General features: G+C 59.4%; 23 protein-coding genes. 6 read left to right on the top strand and 17 right to left on the bottom strand.

What is annotated here, in order from left to right; genetic code table 11:
- Nucleotides 1-86: 86 nt before the first annotated feature.
- On the top strand, nt 87-1,133 hold the full coding sequence (locus I5L79_RS06660; protein WP_196954250.1) for a hypothetical protein: 1,047 nt from the start codon (nt 87-89) through the stop codon (nt 1,131-1,133).
- A gap of 15 nt (nt 1,134-1,148) precedes the next feature.
- Here the strand turns inward: I5L79_RS06660 and sdaAA are convergent, their stop codons facing one another.
- The 3 genes from sdaAA to I5L79_RS06645 form a co-directional block, all read right to left on the bottom strand.
- Nucleotides 1,149-2,054, bottom strand: a complete 906-nt coding sequence (gene sdaAA, locus I5L79_RS06655; protein WP_196954249.1) for an L-serine ammonia-lyase, iron-sulfur-dependent, subunit alpha — start codon at nt 2,052-2,054, stop codon at nt 1,149-1,151.
- A 195-nt stretch (nt 2,055-2,249) separates the two neighbouring features.
- Nucleotides 2,250-2,717, bottom strand: a complete 468-nt coding sequence (msrB, locus tag I5L79_RS06650) for a peptide-methionine (R)-S-oxide reductase MsrB (protein WP_196954248.1) — start codon at nt 2,715-2,717, stop codon at nt 2,250-2,252.
- 81 nt (nt 2,718-2,798) lie between these two features.
- Nucleotides 2,799-3,584 carry a M949_RS01915 family surface polysaccharide biosynthesis protein gene (locus I5L79_RS06645; RefSeq protein WP_196954247.1) on the bottom strand — a complete coding sequence of 262 codons (786 nt, stop codon included), beginning with the start codon at nt 3,582-3,584 and terminating at the stop codon, nt 2,799-2,801.
- A 39-nt stretch (nt 3,585-3,623) separates the two neighbouring features.
- Here I5L79_RS06645 and I5L79_RS06640 point away from each other — a divergent pair, with 39 nt between their 5' ends.
- The gene (locus tag I5L79_RS06640; RefSeq protein ID WP_196954246.1) at nt 3,624-5,132 is read left to right on the top strand and encodes an NAD(P)H-hydrate dehydratase; all 1,509 of its coding nucleotides are present in this window, start codon (nt 3,624-3,626) and stop codon (nt 5,130-5,132) included.
- Between the two features lie 8 nt (nt 5,133-5,140).
- Here the strand turns inward: I5L79_RS06640 and I5L79_RS06635 are convergent, their stop codons facing one another.
- The 4 genes from I5L79_RS06635 to I5L79_RS06620 all read right to left on the bottom strand — a co-directional run bounded on the left by I5L79_RS06635 (nt 5,141) and on the right by I5L79_RS06620 (nt 9,394).
- A complete protein-coding gene (locus tag I5L79_RS06635; protein ID WP_196954245.1) occupies nt 5,141-6,046 on the bottom strand; it encodes a UbiA prenyltransferase family protein in 906 nt (301 codons plus the stop codon).
- Between the two features lie 60 nt (nt 6,047-6,106).
- A complete protein-coding gene (locus I5L79_RS06630) occupies nt 6,107-6,790 on the bottom strand; it encodes a DUF6766 family protein (RefSeq protein ID WP_231402881.1) in 684 nt (227 codons plus the stop codon).
- A 116-nt stretch (nt 6,791-6,906) separates the two neighbouring features.
- The gene (locus tag I5L79_RS06625) at nt 6,907-7,485 is read right to left on the bottom strand and encodes an inorganic diphosphatase (RefSeq protein ID WP_196954244.1); all 579 of its coding nucleotides are present in this window, start codon (nt 7,483-7,485) and stop codon (nt 6,907-6,909) included.
- A gap of 130 nt (nt 7,486-7,615) precedes the next feature.
- A complete protein-coding gene (locus I5L79_RS06620; RefSeq protein WP_231402879.1) occupies nt 7,616-9,394 on the bottom strand; it encodes an alkaline phosphatase family protein in 1,779 nt (592 codons plus the stop codon).
- A 112-nt stretch (nt 9,395-9,506) separates the two neighbouring features.
- On the opposite strand from I5L79_RS06620, the gene I5L79_RS06615 reads away from it, so the two are divergent.
- Complete coding sequence (locus I5L79_RS06615) at nt 9,507-10,232, top strand: HAD family hydrolase (protein ID WP_196954243.1); 726 nt, start codon at nt 9,507-9,509, stop codon at nt 10,230-10,232.
- Between the two features lie 187 nt (nt 10,233-10,419).
- Here the strand turns inward: I5L79_RS06615 and atpG are convergent, their stop codons facing one another.
- The 8 genes from atpG to I5L79_RS06575 all read right to left on the bottom strand — a co-directional run bounded on the left by atpG (nt 10,420) and on the right by I5L79_RS06575 (nt 16,527).
- Entirely contained in the window at nt 10,420-11,310 is an 891-nt protein-coding gene (gene atpG / locus I5L79_RS06610; RefSeq protein WP_196954242.1) for an ATP synthase F1 subunit gamma, read from the bottom strand.
- Between the two features lie 111 nt (nt 11,311-11,421).
- Nucleotides 11,422-13,005 carry a F0F1 ATP synthase subunit alpha gene (atpA, locus tag I5L79_RS06605; RefSeq protein ID WP_196954241.1) on the bottom strand — a complete coding sequence of 528 codons (1,584 nt, stop codon included), beginning with the start codon at nt 13,003-13,005 and terminating at the stop codon, nt 11,422-11,424.
- A gap of 6 nt (nt 13,006-13,011) precedes the next feature.
- A complete protein-coding gene (gene atpH, locus I5L79_RS06600) occupies nt 13,012-13,572 on the bottom strand; it encodes an ATP synthase F1 subunit delta (RefSeq protein ID WP_196954240.1) in 561 nt (186 codons plus the stop codon).
- Between the two features lie 90 nt (nt 13,573-13,662).
- On the bottom strand, nt 13,663-14,154 hold the full coding sequence (locus I5L79_RS06595) for a F0F1 ATP synthase subunit B (RefSeq protein WP_196954239.1): 492 nt from the start codon (nt 14,152-14,154) through the stop codon (nt 13,663-13,665).
- Between the two features lie 153 nt (nt 14,155-14,307).
- Nucleotides 14,308-14,568: an ATP synthase F0 subunit C gene (gene atpE, locus I5L79_RS06590; protein ID WP_044511419.1), complete on the bottom strand. Its 261-nt coding sequence runs from the start codon at nt 14,566-14,568 to the stop codon at nt 14,308-14,310.
- Nucleotides 14,569-14,630: 62 nt separating this feature from the next.
- A complete protein-coding gene (gene atpB, locus I5L79_RS06585) occupies nt 14,631-15,710 on the bottom strand; it encodes a F0F1 ATP synthase subunit A (protein WP_196954238.1) in 1,080 nt (359 codons plus the stop codon).
- Nucleotides 15,711-15,743: 33 nt separating this feature from the next.
- A complete protein-coding gene (locus I5L79_RS06580) occupies nt 15,744-16,121 on the bottom strand; it encodes a hypothetical protein (RefSeq protein WP_196954237.1) in 378 nt (125 codons plus the stop codon).
- Between the two features lie 178 nt (nt 16,122-16,299).
- Complete coding sequence (locus I5L79_RS06575) at nt 16,300-16,527, bottom strand: AtpZ/AtpI family protein (RefSeq protein WP_196954236.1); 228 nt, start codon at nt 16,525-16,527, stop codon at nt 16,300-16,302.
- Between the two features lie 209 nt (nt 16,528-16,736).
- Between I5L79_RS06575 and porW the strand changes: the two genes are divergently transcribed.
- The 3 genes from porW to uvrC all read left to right on the top strand — a co-directional run bounded on the left by porW (nt 16,737) and on the right by uvrC (nt 24,139).
- The gene (gene porW, locus I5L79_RS06570) at nt 16,737-19,706 is read left to right on the top strand and encodes a type IX secretion system periplasmic lipoprotein PorW/SprE (protein ID WP_196954235.1); all 2,970 of its coding nucleotides are present in this window, start codon (nt 16,737-16,739) and stop codon (nt 19,704-19,706) included.
- A 75-nt stretch (nt 19,707-19,781) separates the two neighbouring features.
- Nucleotides 19,782-22,118 carry a penicillin-binding protein 1A gene (locus I5L79_RS06565; protein WP_196954234.1) on the top strand — a complete coding sequence of 779 codons (2,337 nt, stop codon included), beginning with the start codon at nt 19,782-19,784 and terminating at the stop codon, nt 22,116-22,118.
- 209 nt (nt 22,119-22,327) lie between these two features.
- Nucleotides 22,328-24,139 carry an excinuclease ABC subunit UvrC gene (uvrC, locus tag I5L79_RS06560; protein WP_196954233.1) on the top strand — a complete coding sequence of 604 codons (1,812 nt, stop codon included), beginning with the start codon at nt 22,328-22,330 and terminating at the stop codon, nt 24,137-24,139.
- A 106-nt stretch (nt 24,140-24,245) separates the two neighbouring features.
- Here uvrC and porN read toward each other — a convergent pair whose 3' ends face one another.
- Nucleotides 24,246-25,142: a type IX secretion system ring subunit PorN/GldN gene (gene porN, locus I5L79_RS06555; RefSeq protein ID WP_196954232.1), complete on the bottom strand. Its 897-nt coding sequence runs from the start codon at nt 25,140-25,142 to the stop codon at nt 24,246-24,248.
- Nucleotides 25,143-25,191: 49 nt separating this feature from the next.
- Complete coding sequence (gene porM / locus I5L79_RS06550) at nt 25,192-26,769, bottom strand: type IX secretion system motor protein PorM/GldM (RefSeq protein ID WP_196954231.1); 1,578 nt, start codon at nt 26,767-26,769, stop codon at nt 25,192-25,194.
- Nucleotides 26,770-26,791 lie beyond the last annotated feature (22 nt).

Genomic DNA, 26,791 nt, shown 5'->3' with positions numbered 1-26,791 from the left:
CGAAAATCAGACCAGAAGCTTCAGCTCAACTGTAAAAGCTTTGAGCCGTACAACCGCCCCGTATACTGGCCTTACCTGCTTAGCTGATGCCCTGGGACTTATTGCTGCATGTGTTGGCCTTCGGGGCCGGGGCAGTGCTGGTGCTTATGACGTTGCTGGGTGCTATTCGCTCCTTTGTGCTGCCCCGCAACGAGTCGGTGCTGATTACGAACTGGCTTTTTCGCAGCATCCGCTACGCATTCAGCGGGCTGGCGCGGCTGCGCACCACCTACGGCGCCCGCGACCGGGTGATGTCGCTCTACGCACCGGTGGCTTTGGTGGCGCTGCCGGGGTTGTGGCTGGTGCTCTTGGGCATAGGCTACACGGCCATCTTTTGGGCCCTGGGCGAAGGCGACCTGGACCGCTGCTTCCGCATCAGCAACAGCTCTTTATTTACGCTGGGCTCGGAAGAACCCAGCGACCATTTCCTGGCCAACGCCATGTCGTACTCCGAGGCCGGGCTGGGGCTGCTGCTGGTTACGCTGCTGATTTCGTACCTGCCCACCATGTACCAGGCGTTTTCGCGGCGGGAGCTGGTGGTGGCCCGGCTGGAGCTGCGGGCGGGTGCCCCTGCCTCGCCCGTCACACTGCTGGAGTGGCTGCACCGCACCGGCTCCCTGGCCGACGACGGCGTGCAGTGGGACCAATGGGAAGCCTGGTTTATGGAGCTGGAGGAAACCCATACCTCCATTGGCATCCTGGCGTTTTTCCGCTCGCCCCAGCCCGGCCGCTCCTGGGTAATGGCTGCCGATATTGTTCTGGATGCCGGGGCTTTGCTGCTTAGCGCTGTCGATGTACCCCGGAACCCGCACGGGGAGTTGTGCTTTAAAGCTGGCTGCATCAGCATCAACCGCATTTACCGCTACTTTGAGGGCGCCAATGCCAGCCCTGACGTCGTGCCCGATTCCATTATTGAAGAACCTACCAGCCAGGATTTCCGCGACGCCTGCCAGCAGCTGCGAAAGGCCGGGATTCCACTGCACGCCAATGAAGCCGCCAGCTGGCACACCTACCAGGAGCTACGCAGCCGCTACCGGCGCGCCATCCACTATCTGGGTCAGCTCACAATGACGCCGGAGATAAAAGCGCTATAGCCCCCGAATATAAGGTTAGGCGCTTTCCTCGTCGGGCAGAATGTTCACGTCCTGTACCAGCACCATCTTCTCGATTTCGCGCCCCCGGGTAGTATTAGCTAAGCCGCCCAAAGCCGTTTCCTTGTAACGGGTCTCCATGCTCTGGCCCACTTCGCCCAGCGCTGCCACGCACTGATCCACGGGAATTACCGGGTCGACGCCGGCAATGGCAATCTGGGCGGAACTGAAGGCAATGGCCGCCGCAGAGGCGTTGCGCACCACGCAGGGCACTTCTACCAGGCCCGCCACCGGGTCGCACACCAGGCCCAGCATACACTGGATGGTGATGGCCACAGCGGCAAACACGTGCTCTACCGAGCCGCCCAGGCAGTACACAATGGCGCCGGCGCCCATAGCCGCTGCCGAACCCGTTTCGGCCTGGCAGCCCCCTACGGCCCCGGCCAGGGAAGCATTTTGCTCGATGATGAGGGCAATGCCCGCCGCTACCAGCAGGCCCTCCAGAATCTTGTGGTCGTCCAGCTTATGCAAGTCCTGCAGCGTGACCAGCACGCCCGGCAAAATACCCGAGGCTCCGGCCGTGGGTGCCGCCACCACCCGGCCCATGCAGGAATTCACTTCCTTGGCGCCCAGGGCGCGCACAATGAGGTTCTTGAACTCGGGGGAAAGCACTGTGACGGGCGAGGCCGCAATTTTCTTTGCCCCGTTGTTGATCATGCCGGAGCGGGACGTCATGTCGCCGGTTAGGCCGGTGTGTACGGCCTCGCGCATCACGTCGTAGGCGCGCTGCAGGCCCGGCCAGATCTGGTCTTCGGTGCGGCCTTTCTGCTCTATTTCGTAGGCCAGCACGGGCTGGTAAAGCGGCTCCCCGGTACTGGCGCAGTGGGCCTGCCAGGAAGCAAAATCAGTGAAGAGAAGTGACATGGGTGGGGTGGGATTATCAGTTGCCTGGTTTCAGTTGTCAGTCGCCAATCAACAGCTGGCTTCTGGTTACTAACAACGGATAACTGCTACAGGTGGGTGGGGTGCGAAAGTCGGGAGAAATTTTGGTCTGCTCCCAGGCAGCAAAAAGCCGCCCCGGCCTGAGGCCAGCGGCGGCTTCGCTTGATGTGGCTGAGCCTACTGCGCAGTTGCTGTTTGCGGCTCAGCCACCAGCTTGACACTGGCTGAGTTGATGCACAAGCGCAGGCCGGAGGGCGGCGGGCCGTCGGGGAAGACGTGGCCCTGGTGGGCGTCGCAGGTGTTGCAGAGCACTTCCACGCGCGTCATGCCGTAGCTGGTGTCTTTCTTGTACTGCAGGGCATTGTCCTTAACGGGCTGGGTGAAGCTGGGCCAGCCCGTGCCCGACTCGAACTTGGTGCGCGAGTCGTAGAGCGGGGTGCCGCAGCACACGCAGGCGTAGAGGCCGGCTTCGTGGGCTTCGCAGTACTCACCGGTGAAGGCCCGCTCGGTGCCGTGCTCCCGCGTGACATGGTACTGCTGGGGCGTGAGTTGCTGGCGCCACTCTTCATTGGTTTTTTCTACGCGCTTATCGGGGGCCGGGCTGCCGTGGTTGGCCAGCCGGATAACGTCGTTCCAGGTTTGCATATTAAAAGGCAGTGTTCAGTTAGAAGTATTCTGAAAACGCCGGGGCCGTGCCAGAAGTTTTCTTCCGCTGGATTATGCCAGCTACAGCTGCCCCATTTCCTGCTCTACAACCCACCGTCGCCAGTGCTGCCGGGCAAAACGCAAAAAGGCTGGCGGAGCTTGCCGAAACGCTTTTTCTGTTTCGTAGCGGCCCATCAGCAGTTCGTACTCCTCTTCCAGCCGCGCCGCGCTGATGGTATCGAGGCAGCAGGCATTGGCGGGTATGCGTTGGGCAGCCGGCACCGAGTCGTATTGCACGACGGTATGGCCGCGCAGGGCGTATTTGGCGGAGCCTTCGCGCATAATTAGCTTCAGGTCAGCCGGGCTTACGTCGCTACGACACACCAGCTTATAAACCAGCGTGGTTTCCGTGCGCCCGTCTACGTCGAGGTCAGTAATGGCCGCCGCGCCGGGAACCGGGCCCAGCCACATGTCGAAGGCGCACTGCTCCACTGCATCCTGCAAGTGCCATAGCTCCTCCCATTTGCCAGCCCGCTGCACATACTGGCGGGCGTATAAACTCACCGATTGTGTATCGTTCGGGTCGTCAAGGCCGGCGGGCAGCGTCTGGACGGAGGAGCGGCTTATCCGCAGTAGATTCGGGCCGTTGGCATCCATCCAACGCTTTAGCTCCAGCACCTGCCCCGGTTGGCGTGGTACGCCAGCGGGCAGCTGGTTGAGTGGCAGATTCTTAACGGTCGTTGAATCGAAAGCAGCGGAGACATTCTTAGCCACAGCTGGTACGGCCGCTTTGGTTTCGGTGGGGGAACGATGTTCGGAGCAGGCTGCCATCAAGGGCAGAGTTGCCCACCAGAGGATAGGGCGCATAGTGTATCTGAGAAACCAGATTCCAAGTATAGCCAGAATATGAAAATCCTTTCCGCTGCCCAAACCCGCGCCCTCGATCAGGCCACCATTCAAGACGAAGGCATTATGTCCTTGGAATTGATGGAACGGGCCGCCACCGCTTTCACGGAGTGGCTGCTGAACCGGCTGAGCGCCGGGCGGGAAGTGCACATCTTCTGCGGGCCCGGCAACAACGGCGGCGACGGGCTGGCGGCGGCGCGCCTGCTCCATCAAGCCGGCCAGCCGGTGCGTGTATGGCTGCTGCCAGCCGCCCGCGACTCCGCCGACTTCACCGCTAACCGCCACCGCCTGCCCCCGGAAGTGCCGTGCGCGGAGCTGAACACCCGCAGCCTCCCCGAGCTGCCGGCCTCGGCAGTGGTGGTGGATGCCCTGTTCGGGACGGGCCTGAGTCGGCCATTAACCGATGAGGCCGCTACCGTGGTGCAACATATCAACCACTCGGCTGCCTCCATCGTGGCCGTGGATATGCCCTCGGGCCTGCTCACCGACGCACCTCAGCCTGCTGGCAGCGTGGTGGTGCGGGCGCGGTACACCGTCAGCTTTGAGTTGCCCAAGCTTGCTTTCTTTTTGCCGCAGAACGCGGAGTTTGTAGGCCTATGGGAAGTGCTGCCGATTGGCCTGGACGAGGGACTTATCCACAATACCCCTGTGGATAACCACACTATCGACTTAAAACTGTTGACAAACCGCCTACCGGCCCGGCAGAAGTTCGGACATAAGGGTACTTATGGGCACGCACTGTTGCTGGCAGGCAGCTACGGTAAGGTGGGTGCGGCGGTGCTGGCCGCCCGGGCCTGCCTGCACGGTGGCGTGGGCTTGCTCACGCTAGGCGTTCCTACAGTCGGCTACGATATCGTGCAAACAGCGGTGCCGGAGGCTATGGCCCTGCCCGGGATTGGACAGGAGCACGTAACTTCTTTGCCCGATCTGGCACCGTACTCCGCCGTAGGTATCGGCCCCGGTTTGGGGCAGCATGACGACAGCCACGCCGCGCTGGAAAAGCTGCTGCGCACGGCCACCGTGCCGCTGGTGCTGGATGCCGATGCGCTGAACCTGCTGGGCGCGAATCGGGCGCTGCTGGATCTGCTGCCGCCCGACGCTATCCTCACGCCCCACCCCAGGGAGTTTGAGCGCCTCACCCAACCCGCCTGCCACGACTACCACCGCCTGGAGCTGCTGCGCGCGTTCTGCCACCGGCATCAGTGCTACGTGGTGCTGAAAGGTGCTCATACCTGCGTGGGCACCCCGGCCGGTGACCTGTACTTCAACACCACCGGCAACGCGGGCATGGCCACCGGTGGCAGCGGCGACGTGCTGACGGGCCTGCTCACGGCGTTGAGGGCCCAGAAACTATCGGCGCTGGATGCCTGCCTGGTGGGCGTGTATGCCCACGGCCGGGCCGGCGACCTGGCCGCGCAGCAGCTGGGCGAAATGGGCCTGGCTGCCGGCGACATCGTGACGCACCTGGGGCCGGCCTTGCAGAAGCTGGTAACGCCCAGCGGTTTCTGAAGTCTGCCTCACCCCGGCAGCCAGCAGGCAGTCAGCCACGGCCCCAGCATCACGGCATCGGCCAGGAGGGCGTAGTAGTAGTCGGAGCGGGTTTCGCGGGCAAAAATGACGACCAGCGCGGCCAGCACCAGCGGCAGCGTGAATACGCCGAGCGGCGCGCCGGTCAGGCCCGGGGGAACCAGCAACGCCGCTCCCAGCAAGGCCAGCAAGGCCAGTACCTGCGCCGCCCGGATGCCAAATACGCCGGGAAAGGTGCGGGTACCGCTCAGACGGTCCTTGGTGTAGTCGCGGATATCAAACACGAAGGTGAGGGCCAGGATGAACAGGAAGCGCCGCCCGAACAGAATTAGCACCACCGGATCGGCCAGCGCCTTGCCCAGGTGCAGGGCGGGCAGCCACACGCTCACGGCCGCCCACACGTAGGCAATCAGAAAGCCTTTGAGCAAGGGCACCTCCCGCAGGCTGCGCCACCGCTGCCGCCAGCGCACTACCGGCAAAGAATAGAACACCGACACGGCCGCCAGATGTCCCAGAAATGCCAGCAGGTGCCAGCTCAGCCCGGCCACAAACAACCACCCGGCGCAGGCCAGGCTCAACAAAGCCAAAGCCAGTAAAATCCGTCGATGAGCCAGCATCCAGCGTTTGCGCGCCGAGAGCAGAGCTGGCTGCGCGTACTTGTAGGGCAGGATGCTGTCGAGGTTATACAGGAACAATGTGGCTGCGAAAACGAACAACCCCAGGCGCGGCGACAACGGCTGCTGCCAGAACAGACCGGTAGACGCGGTAAGGCTGGCAGCAGCAGCTGCTACCAGCACGCTGCTGTAAAGCAGCGCATCCACCGCTGGCCTGATGGCCGCCGGCAGCCAGGCCGGCGCGTGGGCCGCGGGCGGAAAAGAAGAGTCGGCTGAATCCATACCCACCGGGGGCGCAACTAATAGGGCCTACGCACCGGCGAAGATACGCAGCCGGCCGGCTCACTGGCCGGTTTCGTTGTGGCTGGCATCTACGGGCTTCGACTCAGGGGAGCCTTTTTGCCGCAGGAAAATGGACAGACCCACAATAGAAACGATGGACAGAAACTCACTCTGCCAGTTCTGAAACGACTCAAACCAGAACCGGCTGGTGCCCAGGTATTGCCAGAGTGTGATAGTGGGCTGCCCCTCGTGCTGCTGCTCGATGTTGTAGACCTCGGTGCCGCCCTTGGCGTGCAGCCACAGCGAGACGATGAAAAGCAGCAGAAACGCCAGCGTGAGGGAGTTCTTATACAAGGTCAACTGCCAGCCCCCGCGCTTTACCGGGCCGGGCGCATCTTCCTGGTACGGGTTAGGCTCCCGGTCCACTTCCTCCTCCTCGTAGAGCTTTTTCGACTCCGAAGAGCCCTTCTGCCGCAGCCAGATGGTGAGCAGCACGTAGAGCCCCATTTGCAGGAACTCGCTTTCCCAGTTCTCGAAAACAGCTTCCAGGAAGTGCCCTGAGCCCAGGTACTGGCCCAGTGAAAGAGCCGGCAGCTGCAGTTGCTCCAGGTCGTCGTTGTACTCGTGCCAGCCGGTAAGGGCTTGCCCTACCAGCGTGAGCAGCACCAGGACGGAGCCTGTCAGCAGCAGGCTATTCTCATACAGAAACCGCAGAACGGAATTTTTGGGTGGTTTGGAGGGCATAGCAGCCGGTACGTAGCCCGTCGGCAAAGGGTACGGTGGAGCTTCGTGCTGCCAACGCAAAACGTCCCCGCCCGGCGCCAGGCCAGACGGGGACGTTTCGGCACCGCTGCAGTGGGCTACAGCTCCACGCCGGCCGACTGCGGAGCGTCCTGCGTGGTGTGCCCGAAGGTTTCGTTGTAGAGCGCAATGCTTTTCTCTACAATCTTGTAGGCTTCTTCGCGGCCCATAAAGCGCTCCACGCTTACGTGCTTGTGCTCCAGAGCTTTGTAGTCCTCAAAGAAGCGCTGCATCTCGCGCAGGGTGTGCGGGGGCAGGTCATCAAGGTCGTTGTAGTGGTTCACGGAAATGTCGTGGGCAGCTACGGCAATGATTTTGTCGTCTTCCTCGTCGCCATCCACCATCTGCATCACTCCAATCACCTTGGCTTCTACCAGGCACATGGGCACAATGTCCACGGAGCACAGCACCAGGATGTCGAGCGGGTCGTTGTCGTCGCAGTAGGTGCGCGGAATAAAGCCGTAGGCGGCGGGGTAGTGCACGGCCGAGAACAGCACCCGGTCCAGCTTGAGCAGGCCGCTTTCCTTGTCGAGCTCATACTTGCCTTTCGAGCCTTTCGGAATTTCAATGATGCCATTAACTACGTGGGGGGCGTCTTCGCCGCGCGCTACGTCGTGCCAGGGGTTAAAGTGGGCCATTCTCTGTATGAGTTGTTAGTTGTTCGTTGTCAGTTGTTTGTTATTCGTTGTCAGTTGTCAGTTGTTCGTTTCAGGGCCGGGTGCCAGGAAGTGGCACCCGGCCCTGAAACGAACAACTGACAACTGACAACTAGAAGCCGAGCACCTCGGGCAAGGGCTGGCCGGTGCAGCCGTTGGGTTCCTGGATGTGCAGCCACCGGGCTAGGGTGGGCGCAATATCGGTAATCTGGGCCGCGCGGCTGGACTCGCCGTGCTTTACGTGCCAACCCCAAAAAAGTAGCGGCACGTGCGTATCATAGTTGCCGGAGGAGCCGTGCGTGGTGCCCCGGTTCACCGGAAAGGTGTAGGATTCGAGCCAGCCCGGGGCCAGCACCACCAGCACGTCGCCGCTGCGCTTGGGGAAGAAGCCGTTTTCGAGGTACATCAGCATCCCGCTTTCCCAGTGCGACTTTTCCAGGTCTTCGGCCGTGATGGCGCGCGTGACGCCCGCAAACTGCAGCATCACGTTGGCTACCTCCCGCTGGAAGGCCGCCAAGTCCAGCTTCTTCTGGGCCAGCAGCGGACGGTTCAGGTACACCTGCTGGTTTTCGAAGCTAAGCACCCACTGGCCGGGGCCGTGGCGGCGCACCAGCTCGTGCTGCAGGGAGTCGCGCATGAGCTTGGAGCCCACGTTGCCAGCCGGAACCCCGTGCTCCAGCAGGAAGTCGGGGGCGTGGGCCGCGCCGTGGTCGGCCGAGAGGAACACCAGCGCTTTGCCTTTGCCTACGTTGGCATCCAGGTAGTTGAGCAGGCGCTCCAGGTCACGGTCGAGGCGCAGGTAGGTGTCTTCGGCCTCAATGGAGTTCGGGCCGAACTGGTGGCCTACGTAGTCGGTGCTGCTGAAGCTCAGGGCCAGAAAATCCGTGACCTCGCGCAAGCCCATTTGCTCGTTTTTCAGGGCTTCCAGGGCAAAGTCCAGCGTAAGCGAGTTGCCGAAGGGCGTAGAGCGAATCAGGTCGTAGGTGGCCGATTTGCTTGCGGCTGAGGCATCGACGCCGGCCCGGAGTCCGGCCCGGGCAGCGGCCACGTCCACCCCGCTCAGCTTGGGCAGGTCGTGGGGAAACACCGGTTTGGCCTCGCCCTTGAACGCGCCTTCCCATACCGCATCGTCGGCGGTGCTTTCGGTGTAATCCTTCAAGGGCAGCAGCGTTTGCCAGGGCTTGCTTAGGTACTCGGCTGCGTGCAACTCCCCGTTGAACTTGCTGGCCCAGCCTGGCAGCGTGGTTTGGTAAAAGGTGCTGGTGATGAAGGCCCCATTGGCCCCGTCAAACCAATAGGCGGCATTGGCCGCGTGCCCGGCCGGCAGAATGGAGCCCCGGTCCTTGATGCACACTCCTATCACCTTGCTCTGAAAATTGGTAGCCAGGCGCAGCTCGTCGGTGATGGTAGTGGAAAGCATGTTCTTGGGCGACTGTTGCCCGGCCGCGGCCGAGCCGCCTACGGCTTTCACACTTTTGTCTTCAGTCACATAGGTGGCCTTGCTGTCTTCGCGCACCCACCAGTTGTTGCCCACTATGCCATGCACCGAGGGTGTGGTCCCGGTATAGATACTGGCGTGGCCCGGCCCAGTGTAGGTAGGCACGTAGTTGTAATGGGTATTCTCGTAGCTGAAGCCCTGGCTGAGCAGGCGCTTAAAGCCCCCGTCGCCATACTTTTCCCAGTAGCGGTACAGGTAGTCGTAGCGCATCTGATCTACCACGATGCCGACCACGAGCCGGGGCCGGTCGAGCGGAGCCGTCTTTTTCTGCGCCAGCCCGGGCAGGGCCAGCGCCGCCAGCAGCAGCAAACACAAATGCTTTTTCAAATCAGCAGACAACAGGGTGAACAGCCCGGCCGCCAGGCAAACAGCGGCAGCTACGGGCAGGGGCAAAGATACTGGCCCGGGGCCGGAGTTGCACCCCGGGCAGCCAAATTGGTGATGGGCGCGTACAGGCAGCAGGCGGCGCCCCGCTCCTTCCCTGTTGTTTCCTGCTTTCCTGCTCATGGCCGATTCTGCTCCCTACGCCCTCCTTTTCGACATGGATGGCGTCCTCGTCGACAACACCCGCTACCAGGCGCGGGCCTTCCAGCTGCTGTTCCGCGAGCATGGCCTTACCACCAACGCCCGCCGGCTGCTGGCCCGCCTCAACGGCATGCCGGCCACCAACATTCTGCAAACCGTATTTCGCCACCCTGTGCCCAAGAAGCAGCTGGAGGAGTACGCCTCCCAGCGGGAGTTCCTGTATCGTACCCTCTACTGGAACCACCGCCGCGAGCTGCCGGGCCTTACGGCCTTCCTGCAGGCCGCCCGCGCCGCCGGCTTTCGCCTAGCGCTGGGCACCGGCTCCGCTCCCGAAACCATCGGCTACATTCTCGACCACCTGCACCTGCGTTCCTACTTCGATGTGATTGTGGGCAAAGCCGACGTACCCAACGGCAAACCCCACGCCGATACCTTTGCCGTGGCGGCCCGCAAGCTAGGCGTGCCACCCGAGCGGTGCGTGGTCTTCGAGGATGCCATTCTGGGTGAGCAGGCCGCTTACCGGGCCCGTATGCGCTGCATCGGCGTGAGCACCACGCTCAGGGCCGGTCAGTTTCAGGCTCCCCTTACCGTCATCAAGGACTTTACCCAGCTCACGCCTGAGCAGGTCTACGAGCTCTTGGAAGATACCCCTACCGCGCCCCGCCCCGATAAGGCGCTGGCCAGGCGCCAGTACATGCAGCTGTAGCCGGCTGCAAGAGCATGCTTGCCTTTCATCAGTCCCGCTATAAGGGCAAGTCAAGCACATACCTTCACCAATGAGAGAACAACAAAAGGCGCCGCGACGCTCGAGTTAGGTAGATGACACGTTCTTTATCGAACAAAAAAGGCCCGCCTCCTTCCGGAAGCGGGCCTTGTAGTAAAAGCCAGGAAAACTACCGGCTTGACGCCAGGGCCTCGGCCCCACCTACGATTTCGAGAATCTCGGTGGTAATGGCCGCCTGACGGGTACGGTTATACGTCAGCTTGAGCGACTTGAGCAACTCACCAGCGTTGTCGGTTGCCTTGTCCATAGCCGTCATGCGGGCACCGTGTTCCGAGGCGTTGCTTTCCAGCACGGCCTTGTAGAGCTGCACCTTCAGAGACTGTGGAATCAGGGTCTGCACGATTTCCTCCTTCGATGGCTCGAAGATGTAGTCCACGTTTGAGGCAGCAGTAGCCGTGGCCGCAGGCTCGGCAGGCACCAGCGGCAGCAGCTGCTCGGCGCGCACAATCTGCGTGGCTACGTTGCGGAACTCGTTGTACACCATCACTACCTCGTCGAACTGGCCGGTGCGGAAACCTTCCATAGCGGCCTCAGCAGCTTCGCGCACAGTATCAAACGACAGCTTGCCGAACACGTGCTGATAGTTGCCCAGCAACGGACCGCGCTTAGCGAAGTAGTCGTGGGCCTTCTTACCGATGGCCATGAAGGTTACGGTCCCGGCGGCAGCCTGGGCAGCATACCGCTCGCGCAGCAGCTGGTTCACCCCCTTGAAGATGTTGCTGTTGAAGGCACCGGCCAAGCCCCGGTCGGAGGTAATGGCAATGACCAGCACGCGGCGCACCTCGCGCTGCACGGCGTACTCGCTCACTACCTCGCCGCCCGTGAGGCCGGTAAGGTTGCTCAGAATGCTGTTGAGCCGCTGAGCGTAGGGGCGCATGCGCAGGATGTTGTCCTGAGCCCGCCGCAGCTTGGCCGCCGCCACCATTTTCATGGCTTTGGTGATTTGCTGCGTGCTCTGCACCGATACGATGCGGTTCCGAACTTCTTTTAAGCTAGCCATTCTCGTGAAAATGAGTTGTCAGTTGCTCGTTGCCGGTTGTCAGTTTTAGTGAAGCGGCCTTACGGCACCTTCTTCCTGACAACTGACAACCGGCAACTGACAACTAATGAATTACTTATTGGCGTACACCGCCGACAGGTCTTTGGCTACCTGACGGATGGCGTTGGTGATGGTGTCATCCAGCTTGCCGGCTTTCAGGGACTTCAGCACGTCGGGGTGACGGGTGTTCATCACCTGTACAAACTCCTTTTCGAACTCGCGCACCTTGTTTACGGGCACCTGGTCGAGCAGACCGTTGGTAGCGGCGTAAATCACGGCTACCTGATCTTCTACCTTCTGGGGCGAGAACTGGGGCTGCTTCAGGATTTCGAGGTTGCGACGGCCCCGCTCAATGGTGAGCTTGGTCGAGGCGTCGAGGTCGGAGCCGAACTTGGCGAAGGCCTCCAGTTCGCGGAACTGAGCCTGGTCGAGCTTCAGCGTACCAGCCACTTTTTTCATCGACTTGATCTGAGCGTTACCCCCCACGCGCGATACCGAAATACCTACGTTGATGGCTGGCCGGATACCCGAGTTGAAGAGGTTGGTTTCAAGGAAGATCTGCCCGTCCGTAATCGAAATTACGTTCGTGGGGATATACGCCGAAACGTCACCTGCCTGGGTTTCGATGAGGGGCAGTGCCGTGAGCGAACCGCCGCCTTTCACGAGGTGCTTGATGCTCTCGGGCAGGTCGTTCATGTCGCGGGCAATAACGTCGGAAGCGTTGATCTTCGCGGCGCGCTCCAGCAAGCGGCTGTGCAGGTAGAATACGTCGCCGGGATAAGCCTCGCGTCCGGGAGGACGACGCAGCAGCAGCGACACCTCGCGGTAAGCCACCGCCTGCTTCGACAAGTCGTCGTACACCACCAGGGCGGGACGGCCCGTGTCGCGGAAGAACTCGCCGATAGCGGCACCGGTGAAGGGAGCAAAGAACTGCATAGGAGCCGGATCCGAAGCCGAAGCCGAAACCACTACGGTGTAGTCCATAGCACCACCACGCTGCAGGGAGTTTACTACCTGGGCTACAGTGGAGGCTTTCTGGCCTACGGCTACGTAGATGCAGAATACTGGCTCACCGCGGTCGAAGAACTCGCGCTGGTTCAGGATGGTGTCAATAGCCACCGCCGACTTTCCCGTCTGACGGTCGCCGATGATCAGCTCACGCTGGCCGCGCCCAATCGGAATCATGGCGTCAATAGCCTTGATACCCGTTTGCATGGGCTCGGTTACCGGCTGGCGGTAGATTACGCCGGGAGCCTTACGCTCCAGGGGCATATCGTAGGTTTCGCCCTGGATGGGGCCGCGGCCGTCGATGGGCTGGCCCAGCGTGTTCACCACGCGGCCCACAATGCCTTCGCCGACGTTGATAGAGGCAATTTTATTGGTGCGACGCACCGTAGCGCCTTCCCGGATTTCGCTGTAGTCGCCGAGCATTACGGCACCTACATTGTCTTCTTCCAGGTTGAGCACGAGGGCTTGGAGGCCATTTTCAAATTCGAGCAATTCCCCCGACTGGGCATTGCCCAGGCCGTAGATGCGGGCTACACCGTCGCCAACCTGCAGTACCGTACCAACCTCTTCGAGCTCGGCGGCGGTTTTGAAGTTGGACAACTGCTCCCGCAGAATGGCGGATACTTCATCCGGACGTACTTCTGCCATGGTGGATTATAGTTGGGATTGGTAGGGGTTCTTCGAGAATTCGCTGCGCAGCTTGCGCAAGCGGTAACGTACCGAGTCGTCGATCTGCTGGTCGCCCACGCGCAGCACAAAGCCGCCGATGAGCGAGGCATCTACTTTCTCGGTGAGGGTGACCTGCTGGAGGCCGGTTTGCTCGCGCACCATCTGCACTACCTGCAGGCGCGTGGGCGCATCCAGCGGGGTAGCCGTGGTTACTTCGGCCGTTTGCACGCCACGCAGCTGGTTGTACTGGGTCCGGAACTCGGAGCCAATGAATTCCAGGGCGCTTTCGCGGTTTTTCTGGGTGACGATAGTGAAGAACTTCTCCGTGAGGTCCGACACTTTGCCCCCGAACACCGCCCGCAGAATGGCGAGCTTTTTATCGTGGTTCACGATGGGGTTGCGCAGCAGCAGGCGCAGGTCGCGGTTCTCGTCCAGCGTCTTGCTGAACAAGTCCATATCCTCTTTCACCTGCGCCAGCGTCCCGCGCTCCTCAGCCAGGTCCAGCAGGGACTTAGCGTAGCGGGAAGCAACTCGTTGTTCAGACATTGATTTTAGTATTGAGTAGTTGGTAGTGAGTATTGAGACAGGTGTTATCCGGCTGACCGAACCTCACTACTCAATACTTAATACTCACTACTAATTCAATTTTACTTCCTTCAGGTACGAGTCCACGAGCTGCTGCTGAGCGGGCTGGTCGGCCAGCTCGCGGCGCAGGATGCGCTCCGCAATGTCGATGGACAGCTTGGCAGCGGTGTTTTTCACCTCGGCCAGAGCAGCATTTTTCTCGTTCTGAATGGCTTCGCGGGCCTGCACAATCATGCGGTTGCCTTCTTCGGTTGCCTTGGTCTTGGCCTGCTCAATGAGCTGGTTGGATACCGTGGTGGCTTCCTTCAGAATACGGTCGCGCTCCATGCGGGCTTCGGCCAGCAGCTTTTCGTTGCCGGCTTTAAGCTCCTGCATTTCCAGCTTGGCCTGGTCGGCCATGCGCAGCGCACCTTCGATGGAGCTTTCCCGCTCGCGCAGGGAGCTAAGGATAGGCTTCCAAGCGAACTTGGTGAGCAGGAAGAGAAGAATCAGGAAAATGACCAGCTGCCAGAACAGCAGGCCAATACTAGGGTTGGTAAGCATCAGGGCTCAGCTAAATCGGTGAATAATGAAGGCAGACGACTGGGCGCGGGGCCCAGGCTTCATCTGACCACTTCAACCCAAAGAAACCACAAACCCGATGCACCGGCCGGGCTACAGACGAGCCCAGCCGGCGAATCGGGTCTGGCAGATTCTCTACTGAAGCTTCAGGGCAATCAGCAGGCAGACTACTACTGCGAACAGAGCAGCACCTTCTACCAGAGCAGCTACGATCAGCATAGCCGTCTGGATTTTGCCGGAGGCCTCCGGCTGACGGCCGATGGCTTCCATGGCCGAGCCACCGATGCGGCCGATACCCAGACCAGCACCCAGAATAGCCAGACCGGCACCGATACCGGCACCCATTACAGCCAGACCAACAGCATTAACAACCTGCAGCAACAGAGAGAGCAGCATAAGACAAAGAGTTTGAAGAATGTGTGAAGAAAAAACGCAGAAAAAAAGGGGGAATTTGGAGCTTAGTGCGCGTGGCCGCCCGAAACGTGCAGCGGTGCGTCGGCATCGTCACCGCCGATGCCATAGTCGTGGTCGTGGTGCTCTTCCACCGCCCCACCGATGTACATGGCCGTAAGCAGCGTGAAGATGTAGGCCTGCAGAATGGCTACCAGCAGCTCCAGCACGTTGATGAACAAGCCAAAAGCTATGGACAGCGGCGCAATCTTGATGTCATTGAAGATAAAAATCAGTCCAATGAAGCTCAGGATGATGATGTGACCGGCCGTGACGTTGGCAAACAGTCGAACCATCAGAGAGAAAGGCTTCGAAATCACGCCAATGAGCTCCACCGGAATCATAATCGGACGCAGCCACAGTGGAACACCAGGCGTCCAGAAAATGTGCGACCAGTAGTACTTATTGGAGCTGAACGTGGTGATGAGCAGCGTGAGGAAGGCAAATAGGAACGTCACGGCCAAGTTACCGGTGAGGTTGGCCGCGCCTGGCAGCAAGCCCAGCAGGTTGTTGAACCAGATAAAGAAGAAGATGGTGAGCAGGTACGGCAGGTACCGCTCGTACTTTGGGCCAATAGCTTTTTTGGCTACTTCGTCGCGCACAAAGATGATGATGGGCTCGAAGAAGGATTGCACACCCTTGGGTGCGTGGCCGTGGTTTTTGCGGTAGCCGCCGGCCACCGTGAAGAACACCGCAATCAGCAGCACCACGCTCAACAGCAGGGAAGCTACGTTCTTGGTGATGGACAGGTCGTAAACCTTGCTGCCGTCAACGGCTTCGAGGGTTTCGTGCTCCAGCTTGAGGCCTTCGTGCACAGTGCCCTCAGGGTAGAGATGGTGCGAGGAGAAAACCGACAGACCTTTGCCGGGCTGGTACGCCATAACGGGCAGCGGGAGCGTGAAGTGTGGACCTTCACCTTCTTCACCGAAGAAATGCCACTCGTGGGCGTCGCCTACGTGGTGCAGGATCAGCTCACCGGCGTTGAAGGCCTCTTCTTCTTTGTTAGCCTCGTGGACGGAAGCCGTTTGCTCTTGAGCAAAAACAGGGAAAGAAAGAACACAGAAGAGGGCTATCAGTAAGCGCTTCATTCAGAAGACCTTAGGGTGGGGCGGAGCGGGAACCTAAACGGCAGGTTCACCCGGTTTTGAAAACGGGCGCAAGTTAGTCAGAACGCTCCAGACTTCAAACCCAGTAAAGATAAAATACCCAAGAAAGAAGGCCCCCAAGAAGGTGTAAGTACCCCGTCCTTCGTGCGCGCCCCCTCTATATAGGTATACCAGCACGATGCCGATGCTCAAAAACATGCGCAGCACCATGGAGCCGAAGTAGGCGGCCATGAAGTTCTCGGGGTTGGCTTTCACCATCCGGGCCGTCGTCCAGTAGATGGTGCCCGTGAGCAAGGCAAAGTAGCCCAGAATGTAGCCAGCCAGCGGATGCACCGCTGCTTCGCCATAGCGGGCGTTCAGCAGGTACAGGCTCCCGTATAAGAGCAAGCCCAACAGTAACAAGTTGCGAAGAAAGCGAAGCAAGGGCTATACCGGAAGATGATGGGCCGGCAAAGGTAAGGGTTAATCCTGTGGGTTAAGGTGCTGCGCTTAGCTAATGTGGAGAATGTGGTTGAATATGCTGATGCGAGACACATTCTCCACATTAGCACATTCAACCACATTCTCCACATTAACTCTTCTCCGATACTGCCCGAATAACCTGGTATAGGGCAACGAAGATACCCAGTAAGCTTAGGCCCACCGTAGCCCAAGGGCTGCTGTGGTAGCGCCCGTCGAGCCACACGCCCAGCCAGGTGCTCAGACCAATAATGGCCAGCATCTGCATACCGGCACCGGCAAACTTGCCAAATGTGCTGCCGGTTGAGCGGGAATCCTGCGGTGTGGGCGAGTCAGACATAGCAAACCAAGTAAAAGTGACGGGCAGCCGAAAGTACGGATTTTGGGCGGCTGAGGTATGGTTGCCGGTTTCATCCAAAGTGGGTCGGGAAAAAGCGTACTTTTACCCAATGTGCGACGTTGTAGCCCGGAGCAGGTAGACGACTGAACAAATCCGGTCGTTTGGCCCGTTACTGCTTTATTGCTTCGGCATCTGATTATTCTGCTGTTTTGACCCGAACTCTGCTTTCCCGTCTTCTTTTCTGGCCCCTGGCGGCGTTGGTGCTGGCCGCTGGCTTAGCTGGCTGCGCCTCCGAGCGGGGGCCCGTCGGCCGCGCTTACCAGAACGTTGTGGCCCGCGACAACGCCTACTTCCTGGCGCGGGAAAAGATGCGCACGGTGGAGGCCGACCTCGATAAAGGCCGCCTCAACGACTACAACCGCGTGCTGCCCCTTTTTCCTACCATCGACTCGCTCACGGCCGTGAAGCTAGCGGGGGATATGGAGGATATTATAAAGAAGACCTCGATTCCCATCCAGTATCACCCCGGCTCCGACTGGACCGACGACAGCTACATCCTAGTAGGCAAAGCGCGCTACTACAAGCGTGAGCTGGAAGACGCGGTGAAGACCTTCAAGTATGTTAACACAACCAGCAAAGACCCGCACGCCCGCCACGAAGCCCTGATCTGGCTGATGCGCACGTTTCTGGCGCTGAAAGAGTACGAAAGTGCCTCGGCCGTGTCCGACATTCTGGACAAGGAAGTGGGCACGGAGCGCAACGCCCGCGCCCTGTTTACGACCCGCGCCGAGTACCACCTGCGGACCGACAACCCCAAGCTGGCCATTGAGAACCTGGAGAAGGCACTGCCCTACATCACGCCCAAAAACGAGCAGTCACGCACGCGCTACGTGCTGGCCCAGCTTTACCAGGAGCAGGGCGACGATAAGAAGGCCTACGCGCAGCTCAACCAGATTTTGAAACGCAACCCGCCCTACGAGCTGGATTTCTACAGCAAGCTGATGCTGGGCCAGGTATCGGACCTGAACCAGAACGACCGCGCCCGGCTGGATAAATACTTCGCCAAACTCCTAAAAGACACGAAGAACAAGGAGTACGGCGACAAGATCTACTACGAAATGGCCCGGCTGGAATACCGCCAGCAGCGCTACCCCGAGGCCCTGAAGCTGCTGGAAAAATCGGCCCGCGCCGGGGGCGGCAACCAAGCCCAGAAGTCGTACACCTATTTGCTGGCTGGCCGCATCAACTACGAAAACCTGCAGAAGTACCGCGCCGCCGCGGCCTACTACGACAGCACAGTGCAGAACCTGTCGCGCGAGTCGCCGCAGTACGCGGCCATAGCGGAGCGGAGCACCATCCTGCAAGACTTCGCCAAGCAACTGACCATTGTGGAAACGCAGGACAGCCTGCAGGCCTTGGCCCGGTTGGACACGGCTGCGCTTCGGGTGCGCCTAACGGGCTATGCTGAGGCCGAGCTGGCCGCCAAAGCCGCCGAGGAAAAGCGCCTGGCGGCCCAGCGCGAGCGGGACGACCGGCGCCAGACGGGCACTGGCATAAGCAACGTGCGCTCCGGCAACCCCGACATCGACCCATTTGCCTTTGCCAATACCAACACCGGCGCCCAATGGTATTTCGACAACCCAACTTCGCTCAGCACGGCCCGCTCGGAGTTTGTACGCCGCTGGGGCGACCGGCCGTTGCAGGACAACTGGCGCGTAACCAGCGTAGCCAGCGCCTCCCCGGCAGCGGCCCGCGGGGGCAACGTCCCGGTTTCGCTGGCCGGCAACGACGCTACTCAGGTAAATGCCGAAAGCGCCGCCGCGGCGGTCCTCAGCCCAGCCCAGCAGGCCGCCACGCTGGTAGCCCAGTACCGCCAGAGCATTCCGCTGAGCTCCGAGCAGCTGGAGGCATCCAACCAACTGACGCAAGAAGCACTGTTTGCGCTGGGCGGCATCTACGGGCAGCAGCTGCGCGAACCCGCCCGCGCCGCCGAAACCTACGAAAAGCTGCTGACCCGCTTCCCCGGCGGCAAGCACACCCCGGAAGTATACTACAGCCTTTTTCTGCAGTATCAGGCCGCCGGAGATACCAAGGCCGAGCAGTATGCCCAGCGCCTGCGCCAGGAATATCCGACTTCCTCCTACGCCCGGCTGGTGGCCGACCCCGAGTTTCTGCGGCGCATGTCGGTGGCCAATGCAGGCGTGAGCGTGCAGCTGGATTCGGCGTTTGCCCTCTATAAAAAGCAGGAGTTCAAGAAAACGGCCAAGGTGCTGGAGCGCACCCGCAAGCTTTATCCCGAAAGTGACTACAACGACCGGGTAGCCTACCTGGGTGTGCTGCTGGCCCTACGCACCCAGCCACCCATCATTACCAAGGCGCAGGTAGCGAAGTTTGTGAAGGACTACCCCAACAGTGCCCTGAATACCGACGCCCAAACCCTGCTGGCCACCTTCGACCGGTATGAGCAGGGCAGCCTGCCCGGGGCGCTGGCCTCCACCGAAAAGCCCCGCGTATCGTACTTCCGCCCCGGCGAGGTAGACAACCGCATGCGCATTTTCTACGGAGCCAATGAGTCGCCGGTGGTGGTCCCCAAGCCTGCTGCGCCTACCCCGGCGCCCAACATGCCGGTGACAACCCCGGCAGCTTCTGCAGCTCCGGCAGCCGGCCAAAATGATAAGAAGCCCACTACAACGCCACCTACCGTAGCCTCGCCAGCCACCAATACGCCGGCGGCTCCGGCGCAGGCGGTACCTGCCCCGGCCACAGCTACCCCCGGCGGCCCCGACCCGGCTCCTACAGCTCCGGCAGCGCCCTACGCTACCAACCTAAGCGCCAACCATGCGGTGGTGCTGGTTGTACCTAAAGACGCTCCTTTATTGGCTACTCTGCCCGCTCAGCTTGCTGCCTACCACAGCCGCTACTTCCGGGCCAGCAACCTGCAGGTGCAGCAGCAGCCCCTCGGCGACTCGCTGGTGGCCGTAGTGGTCCAGTCCTTGGCCGGGGCCAAAGTAGCGCAAAGCTACGCCCTGAAACTGCGCGGCCCCCAGAGTCCGTTGGGCCGGCTGCGGGGCGTGGGTTACCAAACCCTGGTTGTAGGTATTGAGAACCTGCCGGTGCTGCTCCAACGCCAGAACGTGGCCGAATACGAGCAGTTCTACCAGCAAGCATATCGTCCGTAACTTTGCGGGCGCGCTACCTCATTCGCTGAGCCGGCTTTCCGGCCAGTTGCGCTGGTTGACTTACTTCTTTATCCAATGGCATATTCTGCTGCCCGAAAACCATCGGGCTTGCGCAAGCCGGCCCGCTCTGGGCGTTTCGCGGCCTTTATTCGTACGCTGTGGACGCTGTTCGGCATCGGCCTGCTGGCGTTTCTGTTTTACATCTGGGCCGTCAGCGCCAACTTCCTGAATCTGTTTGGGCGGATGCCCAACCTGAAAACGCTCGAGAATCCTAAAAGCGAGCTGGCCTCGGAAGTGTATTCGTCCGACAACGTACTGATGGGCAAATACTTTCGCGAGAACCGCACACCGGTGGAGTATGAAGACCTTCCCCAGCACCTGGTAGATGCTCTGATTGCTACCGAGGATGCCCGCTTCGAGGAGCATTCCGGCATCGACCCCAAGGCCACCGGCCGGGTAGCGGCGGGCCTGCTTACGGGCGGCAGCGGTGGCGGCGGCTCCACGCTCACCCAGCAGCTGGCCAAAGTGCTGTTTCATACCCGCGAGGATCTGAGCGACGGCCGCCTGAACGACGTGCCGGGCGTACGCATGCTCATCACCAAAACCAAAGAGTGGATTCTGGCCATCCGGCTGGAACGCAGCTACACCAAGCGCGAAATCATGCGCATGTACCTGAACGTGACGGACTATGGCTCCAACGCTTTCGGCATCAGCACGGCGGCCAAGACGTTTTTCGGCAAGAAGCCCAAGGACCTGACACGCCCTGAGGCAGCCACTCTGGTAGGCGTGTTGAACGCGCCCAGCCGTTTCAGCCCCAAGTTTAACCCCCAGCGCAGCAAAATGCGCCGCAATTGGGTGCTGCGCCAGATGCACAAGTATGGCTACATGGATGCCCAGGCGCTTCAGGCCGACACCGTGAAGCCGATTGTGCTGCGCTACAACGTGGAAAACCAGAACGAAGGCATTGCGCCCTACTTCCGGGTAGAAGTAAGCAAGATGCTCCGCGACTGGGCCCGGGAAACCGACCACGACCTGTACGCCGATGGCCTGAAAATCTACACCACGATTGACTCGCGGATGCAGAAGTATGCCGAAACCGCCATTGCCGACCACATGAAGCTGCAGCAGCGTTGGTTTGACACGCACTGGAAAGGCCAGCTGCCCTGGCGCGACGAGAACGGCAAAGTTATTCCCGGCTTTCTGAATACGGCCATCAAGCGCACGGAACGGTACCGGTCCCTGGCGACCCGCTATGAAGGCCAGCCCGATTCCATCAAGTACTACCTCAACAAGAAGTACAAGATGAAGGTGTTTACTTGGCAGGGCGAGAAGGAAGTGACTATGTCGCCCATGGATTCCCTGGCTTACTACAAGCGTTTCCTGCACGCGGGCTTTATGGCCATGAACCCGCTCAACGGGCAAATCAAGGCCTGGGTGGGCGGCACCAACTACAAGTACTTCAAATACGACCACGTAAAGCAGGGCAAACGTCAGCCCGGCTCCACGTTCAAGCCCTTCGTATACACCGCCGCCATTGACCAGGGCTACTCCCCGTGCTACCAGCGTCCCGACGTAGCTACTACGTTCCCGGCCGTAGCCGGTCGGCCGCCTTACACGCCCCGCAACTTTGAGGGCAGCTTCTCGGGCCGAACCTTCACGATGCGGCAGGCGCTGGCCCGCTCCATGAACTCCATCACGGCCTGGCTGGTGCAAAAGCTGGGGCCCGAAACCGTGGTAGCCTACGCCAAGCGCCTCGGCATCACCTCTCCCATCGAAGCGGTGCCGGCCGTAGGTTTCGGCTCCTCCGATGTGAGCATCTACGAGCTGACGGGCGCCTACGGCACCTTTGCCAACCATGGCGTGTGGACGGCGCCGATGATGGTGATGCGCATTGAGGACAAGAACGGCAATGTGCTGCGCGAATTCGTGCCCCAGACCAAGGAGGCGCTCAGCGAGGAAACGGCTTACCTGATGACCTACATGATGCGCGGCGCGGTGGAAGAGAAAGGCGGCACGTCCATTATCCTGCGCGGCGGCTTCAACTTCCCCTACCAGATTGCGGCCAAAACCGGCACCACGTCCAACTACTCCGATGCCTGGTTTATGGGCCTCACGCCCGACTTGGTATGTGGTATGTGGGTGGGCGGCGAAGACCGGAGCATTCACTTCCGCACGGGGGCCTACGGGCAGGGTTCCCGCCTGGCGCTGCCTATCTATGGCATCTTCATGAAGCAGGTGTATAAGAACAACAAGGAAATAGGCATCAGCACCAAGGACTTCCCATTGCCTCAGCAGCCGCTCAGCATCGAAATCGACTGTTCCCGCTACTACGGCGGCCAGCGCGACACGATTCCCTACGAGCAGAAACTAAACCAGGTAGACCTCGGCGACCTGGACGACCAGGACATCTAGGACCACGGACCCGCGCAGATTTCAGCGGATTTTGGCAAATTGCCTCTGCGAGGCCGGGACTTCCCGGCCTCGTTTTTTGTTGTAGTATTCCGGAATTACGGCCGGTTCTGAACCTGGCCCTTACTGGGTTACGTACCCTTTTTACCTACTGCGTACGGCGGCTGATTTCTCCCAAAAGCGCACCGTACCATTGCCAAATTTGTGTTTCTATGGCTGCCAACCCTGAGCTGCAAGACCAAATCCGCCAGCTTCCCCATCGCCCTGGCGTCTACAAGTACTTCGGCGAGGAAGACACGATTATCTACGTAGGCAAGGCCATTGACCTGCGCAAGCGGGTGAGCAGCTACTTCACCAAGCAGGACCACAACAAGAAAACCCAGCAGCTGGTGAAGAACATCCGCCGCATCGAATTCACCATTGTGGACTCGGAATCGGATGCCTTTCTGCTCGAAAACAACCTTATCAAGCAGCATCAGCCCAAGTACAACATCCTGCTCAAGGACGGCAAGACGTATCCGTACCTGCTGCTCACCAACGAGCGGTTTCCGCGCCTGATTCCGACCCGCAACAAAGTACCCGGCCAGGGCCGCTACTACGGCCCCTACGCCAACGTCACGGGCATGAACCTGCTGCTGGAGCTAATCCGGGCCTTGTACCCGCTGCGCACCTGCACCTACAACCTGTCGCCGCAGAATATTGAAACCGGTAAGTTCAAGGTGTGCCTGGAGTACCACCTGGGCAACTGCAAGGGCCCCTGCGAAGGACTCCAGGATGAAGAAACCTACAACCAGTACATCCAGCAGATCAAGCAAATCCTGAACGGCGACCTGCGCCTGCCCAAGCAGTACTTCCGCGAGAAGATGACGCTGGCCGCCCAGGAGCAGCAGTACGAGCTTGCTCACCAGTTCAAGCAGAAGCTCGACCGGCTCGACGAGTTTCAGTCGAAAAGCACCATTGTCAATCCGGCCTTGTCCAACATTGATGTGTTCAGCATTGCGGCCAACGAGAAGTCGGCATTTATCAACTACCTCAAGGTGATGAATGGCAGCATTATCCTCACCCAGTCGCTCGAAGTGCAGAAGAAGCTGGACGAGCCTGATGGGGAAATCCTGGCCTCACTGATTATGCAGATGCGCGAGGAGTTTGAAAGCGAGTCAAAGGAAATCCTGACCAACGTGCCGATTCCCGGCCTGCCCCTGCCCGGCGTCAGCATTGCCCAGCCCCAGATCGGCGACAAGCGCAAGCTCATGGAGCTCAGTATCAAGAATGTGCTGTACCTGCGCAAGGAAAAAGAAAGCATGAACGACCGGAGCAAGGACCTGAATGAGGTGCGCATCATGGAGACCATGAAGAAGGATTTACGCCTGACGGAGCTGCCTAAGCACATCGAATGCTTCGACAACTCCAACTTCCAGGGCGACAATCCGGTAGCGGCTATGGTGTGCTTCCGCAACGCCAAGCCCAGCAAAAAGGACTACCGCCACTTCCATATCAAAACCGTGGTAGGCCCCAACGACTTCGACTCGATGTACGAAATCGTGACGCGCCGCTACCGCCGCCTGCTCGACGAAGGAACCAGCCTCCCGCAACTAGTGATAGTGGATGGTGGCAAAGGGCAGCTGAGTATGGGCGTAAAAGCGCTGAAAGACCTTGGTCTGTGGGGCCAGATTCCCATTATCGGCATTGCCAAGCGGCTGGAGGAAATATACGTCCCGAACGACCCGCTGCCACTTTATATCGACAAGAAAAGCGAAACCCTGCGCCTGATCCAGCGCATGCGCGACGAAGCTCACCGGTTTGGCATTACCTTCCACCGCTCCCGCCGCGACGCCGCCACGCTCAAAACCGAGCTTACCGACGTCAAAGGCCTTGGCCCCGTTACGGCCGATAAGCTGCTCACCAAATTCAAGTCGGTCAAGAAAATCAAAGAACTGTCGGAGGCGGAGCTGATAGCCGAAGTAGGCAAAGCCAAAGCCCGTATTCTGCTCGACTATTTCAGTCAGCCTGACGCTACGGCTTAACCGTTACAGGCTGTTTTGTTAGCTTGGAATATGACTTAAAACAAAAAGCCCCAGACAGCTGTCCGGGGCTTTTTTAGTAGCATAGCTGACTGTAGTTAATCTGCTATTAGAAGGACCACAGGTTGTACTCGTACTCGATGAGGTCGGTAGCGGCTTGCTGCGAGGCCAGAATGCCTTCCCGCTCCCCGCCATACACGTCGGAAAGACGCGCGTTGTTGGGGTTGGATACCTTCACGATATAAGAGTTGAACAGCCAGAGCTCAAATGCATCAGCCAGGTTTTTGTGCTGAGCATCGTTTTGCGGGTTGAACCAGATGGCTTTGTCCGGATTGTTACGGAACATGCGCACCAGGTCGCTGTACTTGAAGGTGCCGATGGCTACGTCGTATGGCTTCTCATTGCCGGGAGCACCAGCGGGCACGAACAACGTCAGCGTTTTGATGTCATGATACATTCTTGACCGTTTCTTGTCAAAAATCATATCCTCCTTCAGCTCAATCTGATACAGGTCTTTTGCCCGGTAAGCGTTGCTTGGGGGAGCAACCGGCTTGGGAGGCGTAGCAGCCCGGGCGTTACGTCCGTTGCGGCCATTGCGGGCAGCAGGCGCCGGAGTATCCCAGCTGTCACCGGCATCCAAACCAGCAGCACGCTCCTCGTCGCTCAACGAAACGCTGGTCTGATCGGTGTAGGAGCTGTTGGCAGCCACTTCCTCACGGGTCAGCGTGCGGGCCAGCGAATCATCCTTGTACGCCTGCAGTTCACCACGACGGACCGCATCCAGAATAACCTGGCTTATCTCCCGCCCCGACGAGAACATCGGTTTGTTTTGCTTTTCGCGCAGGTCAATCATACGCCAGATCGTCTTACGGAACATAATGTCCGAGTTGGGAATCGGGCGGTACGAGCCGTTGCTGCTCGCGGTAGTGGCTTGTTCCTGAGCCGATGCTGCTACCGACAGCGTCAGGCCGGCCGCCAGAGCGGCGAAGGAGAGGAATTTGTTCATACCGGAGTAAGTGAAAAAGCTGTTAGTACAAAGACAATGCTAACAACGCTTACAGCAAGGGAATATTGAAGCTCTTGGCAACATTTACATTCTCAGTGTTATCCTGGAAGTTTTTGCGCTGTACTTCTTTTACTTCAATGTAGAGACGGTCACCCGATTGAGCGGCATTTACCACGTCCGTCAGGTTGGCATCAGGACCACTGATGGAACGCGTGCCCATGGCCGGACGACGGCCACGTACCAGCGTCACTTCGTAGCGGGATACCCGGTACCGGGCATCTTCGGGCAGGAAGGTAGCAAAGCCGGCATCCGGCACCGCTCTCATATTCATGTTCCGAACGGCTACAATGGGCGTTCCTTGTTTTTCGTTGGCTTCACGGCCGCCTACAAAGCACTTGATGTCGGGCTTGGGAATGGGGCGTACCTGGAACGTCTGCGAACCAATGGCATTGCCACCGCTGCTTACGCTGAGCGTTACCTCACGAGCATTAGGAACGAGGGTCACGTCACCCGTTTTCGAGCCGGGAATTACCGAAGCACCCGAAGCCGAGAAACCAGGCTTATACTGCGCCCCCAAAGCAGGAACCGATACATTCAGCTTGTTGCCACACTTGAAGTACAGCGCCTGTACCGAAGCCGACTGGATCTGCATCACGGGTTTGGTGACGGTGTAAGGTACCGTTACGTTGAAGGTTGTATCACGGCCATTCTGGTTGAAGCGGATAGTGCCTTTCCAAGATGCCTTAGCACTACCAGAGGCATCGAAGTTGCCAGGACGCGCTGTAAATTCCACTTTACCATGGCCATCAGGGCCAACCTGCAGAGGCGAACCATTCAGCGTCATGCTCGGGCGCAACGACGAAGCAGAAGCGGTCAGAAACAGTTCTGCTTTATACTTGGTACCGGCAGCTACTGTATTCGACTCAGCGCTGGCAAAAGCACCTACTTTATCGAAAACGATAGTTTGTGCACCTACTTTCTGTCCCAATTGGTTCAGAGCATCGGCCTCGTATTTCAATACTTCAGTTTCCTTTTGGGAAAGAACCGCTAAAGCGGCTACTACGGGAGTATTCTCGAAGTTAAGCTCGGCGAAGTCTTTGTTTTTCTGGTCTTTCTCCGTTACGGCTTTGTCGTCTTTTGCATCCAGGGCCAGCGGGCCGGCAGTTGGCACGAACTGCTTGATGTAGGTGGAGTATTCGTTCAGCACAGTTTTCAGGGGATAAGCTGCGCCATCTTTCTTGCCACCCAACATCGTCATGGCGACTTTGTCTTCGCCACTCATGTTCATCTCAGCTTTGCCTTTCTCCTGAGTAGCTGCCAGCAGCTTTTCACGGATATCGCGCAGGTAGGCCACCATTTTAGCCGTCCGCTCACGCACTTCCTGCCCTTGCTTCAATATGGCAAGGTCACGGGCCTGGTTACGGTTTTTGGCTACTGCCGCCTCAATGCCTTTCACGGCACCCTGGTTAGCCTGGGTCGTCTTATCGTTTACTCCGATCAGGCTGTCATCCAAAAATTTGAATTTGAGCAGAATCGCAGAGTTTACTTGTAGCGCCAGAAGGGCAGTCAGTACTAGGTACATCATGCCTATCATCTTCTGCCGCGGTGTCTCTTTAGCACCCGCCATCGTTTCTTTCTATTCTTATCTG

The organism is Hymenobacter guriensis (assembly GCF_015773195.1).
GTDB classification, from domain to species: domain Bacteria; phylum Bacteroidota; class Bacteroidia; order Cytophagales; family Hymenobacteraceae; genus Hymenobacter; species Hymenobacter guriensis.
The sequence above is the reverse complement of the archived record's forward strand: the minus strand, read 5'-3'. Positions and strand labels throughout refer to the sequence as shown.

Excerpts from the sequence above, each read along its gene's own strand:
- I5L79_RS06630 (WP_231402881.1), bottom strand. The coding sequence starts at position 6,790 with ATGCCCTCCAAACCACCCAAAAATTCCGTTCTGCGGTTTCTGTATGAG.
- atpH (WP_196954240.1), bottom strand. The coding sequence starts at position 13,572 with ATGTCTGAACAACGAGTTGCTTCCCGCTACGCTAAGTCCCTGCTGGAC.
- porN (WP_196954232.1), bottom strand. The coding sequence starts at position 25,142 with ATGAACAAATTCCTCTCCTTCGCCGCTCTGGCGGCCGGCCTGACGCTG.
- atpA (WP_196954241.1), bottom strand. The coding sequence starts at position 13,005 with ATGGCAGAAGTACGTCCGGATGAAGTATCCGCCATTCTGCGGGAGCAG.
- I5L79_RS06660 (WP_196954250.1), top strand. The coding sequence starts at position 87 with ATGCCCTGGGACTTATTGCTGCATGTGTTGGCCTTCGGGGCCGGGGCA.
- porM (WP_196954231.1), bottom strand. The coding sequence starts at position 26,769 with ATGGCGGGTGCTAAAGAGACACCGCGGCAGAAGATGATAGGCATGATG.
- I5L79_RS06575 (WP_196954236.1), bottom strand. The coding sequence starts at position 16,527 with ATGTCTGACTCGCCCACACCGCAGGATTCCCGCTCAACCGGCAGCACA.
- I5L79_RS06565 (WP_196954234.1), top strand. The coding sequence starts at position 19,782 with ATGGCATATTCTGCTGCCCGAAAACCATCGGGCTTGCGCAAGCCGGCC.
- atpG (WP_196954242.1), bottom strand. The coding sequence starts at position 11,310 with ATGGCTAGCTTAAAAGAAGTTCGGAACCGCATCGTATCGGTGCAGAGC.
- sdaAA (WP_196954249.1), bottom strand. The coding sequence starts at position 2,054 with ATGTCACTTCTCTTCACTGATTTTGCTTCCTGGCAGGCCCACTGCGCC.
- uvrC (WP_196954233.1), top strand. The coding sequence starts at position 22,328 with ATGGCTGCCAACCCTGAGCTGCAAGACCAAATCCGCCAGCTTCCCCAT.
- atpE (WP_044511419.1), bottom strand. The coding sequence starts at position 14,568 with ATGCTGCTCTCTCTGTTGCTGCAGGTTGTTAATGCTGTTGGTCTGGCT.
- I5L79_RS06625 (WP_196954244.1), bottom strand. The coding sequence starts at position 7,485 with ATGGCCCACTTTAACCCCTGGCACGACGTAGCGCGCGGCGAAGACGCC.
- msrB (WP_196954248.1), bottom strand. The coding sequence starts at position 2,717 with ATGCAAACCTGGAACGACGTTATCCGGCTGGCCAACCACGGCAGCCCG.
- I5L79_RS06640 (WP_196954246.1), top strand. The coding sequence starts at position 3,624 with ATGAAAATCCTTTCCGCTGCCCAAACCCGCGCCCTCGATCAGGCCACC.
- atpB (WP_196954238.1), bottom strand. The coding sequence starts at position 15,710 with ATGAAGCGCTTACTGATAGCCCTCTTCTGTGTTCTTTCTTTCCCTGTT.
- I5L79_RS06635 (WP_196954245.1), bottom strand. The coding sequence starts at position 6,046 with ATGGATTCAGCCGACTCTTCTTTTCCGCCCGCGGCCCACGCGCCGGCC.
- I5L79_RS06645 (WP_196954247.1), bottom strand. The coding sequence starts at position 3,584 with ATGCGCCCTATCCTCTGGTGGGCAACTCTGCCCTTGATGGCAGCCTGC.
- I5L79_RS06615 (WP_196954243.1), top strand. The coding sequence starts at position 9,507 with ATGGCCGATTCTGCTCCCTACGCCCTCCTTTTCGACATGGATGGCGTC.
- I5L79_RS06595 (WP_196954239.1), bottom strand. The coding sequence starts at position 14,154 with ATGCTTACCAACCCTAGTATTGGCCTGCTGTTCTGGCAGCTGGTCATT.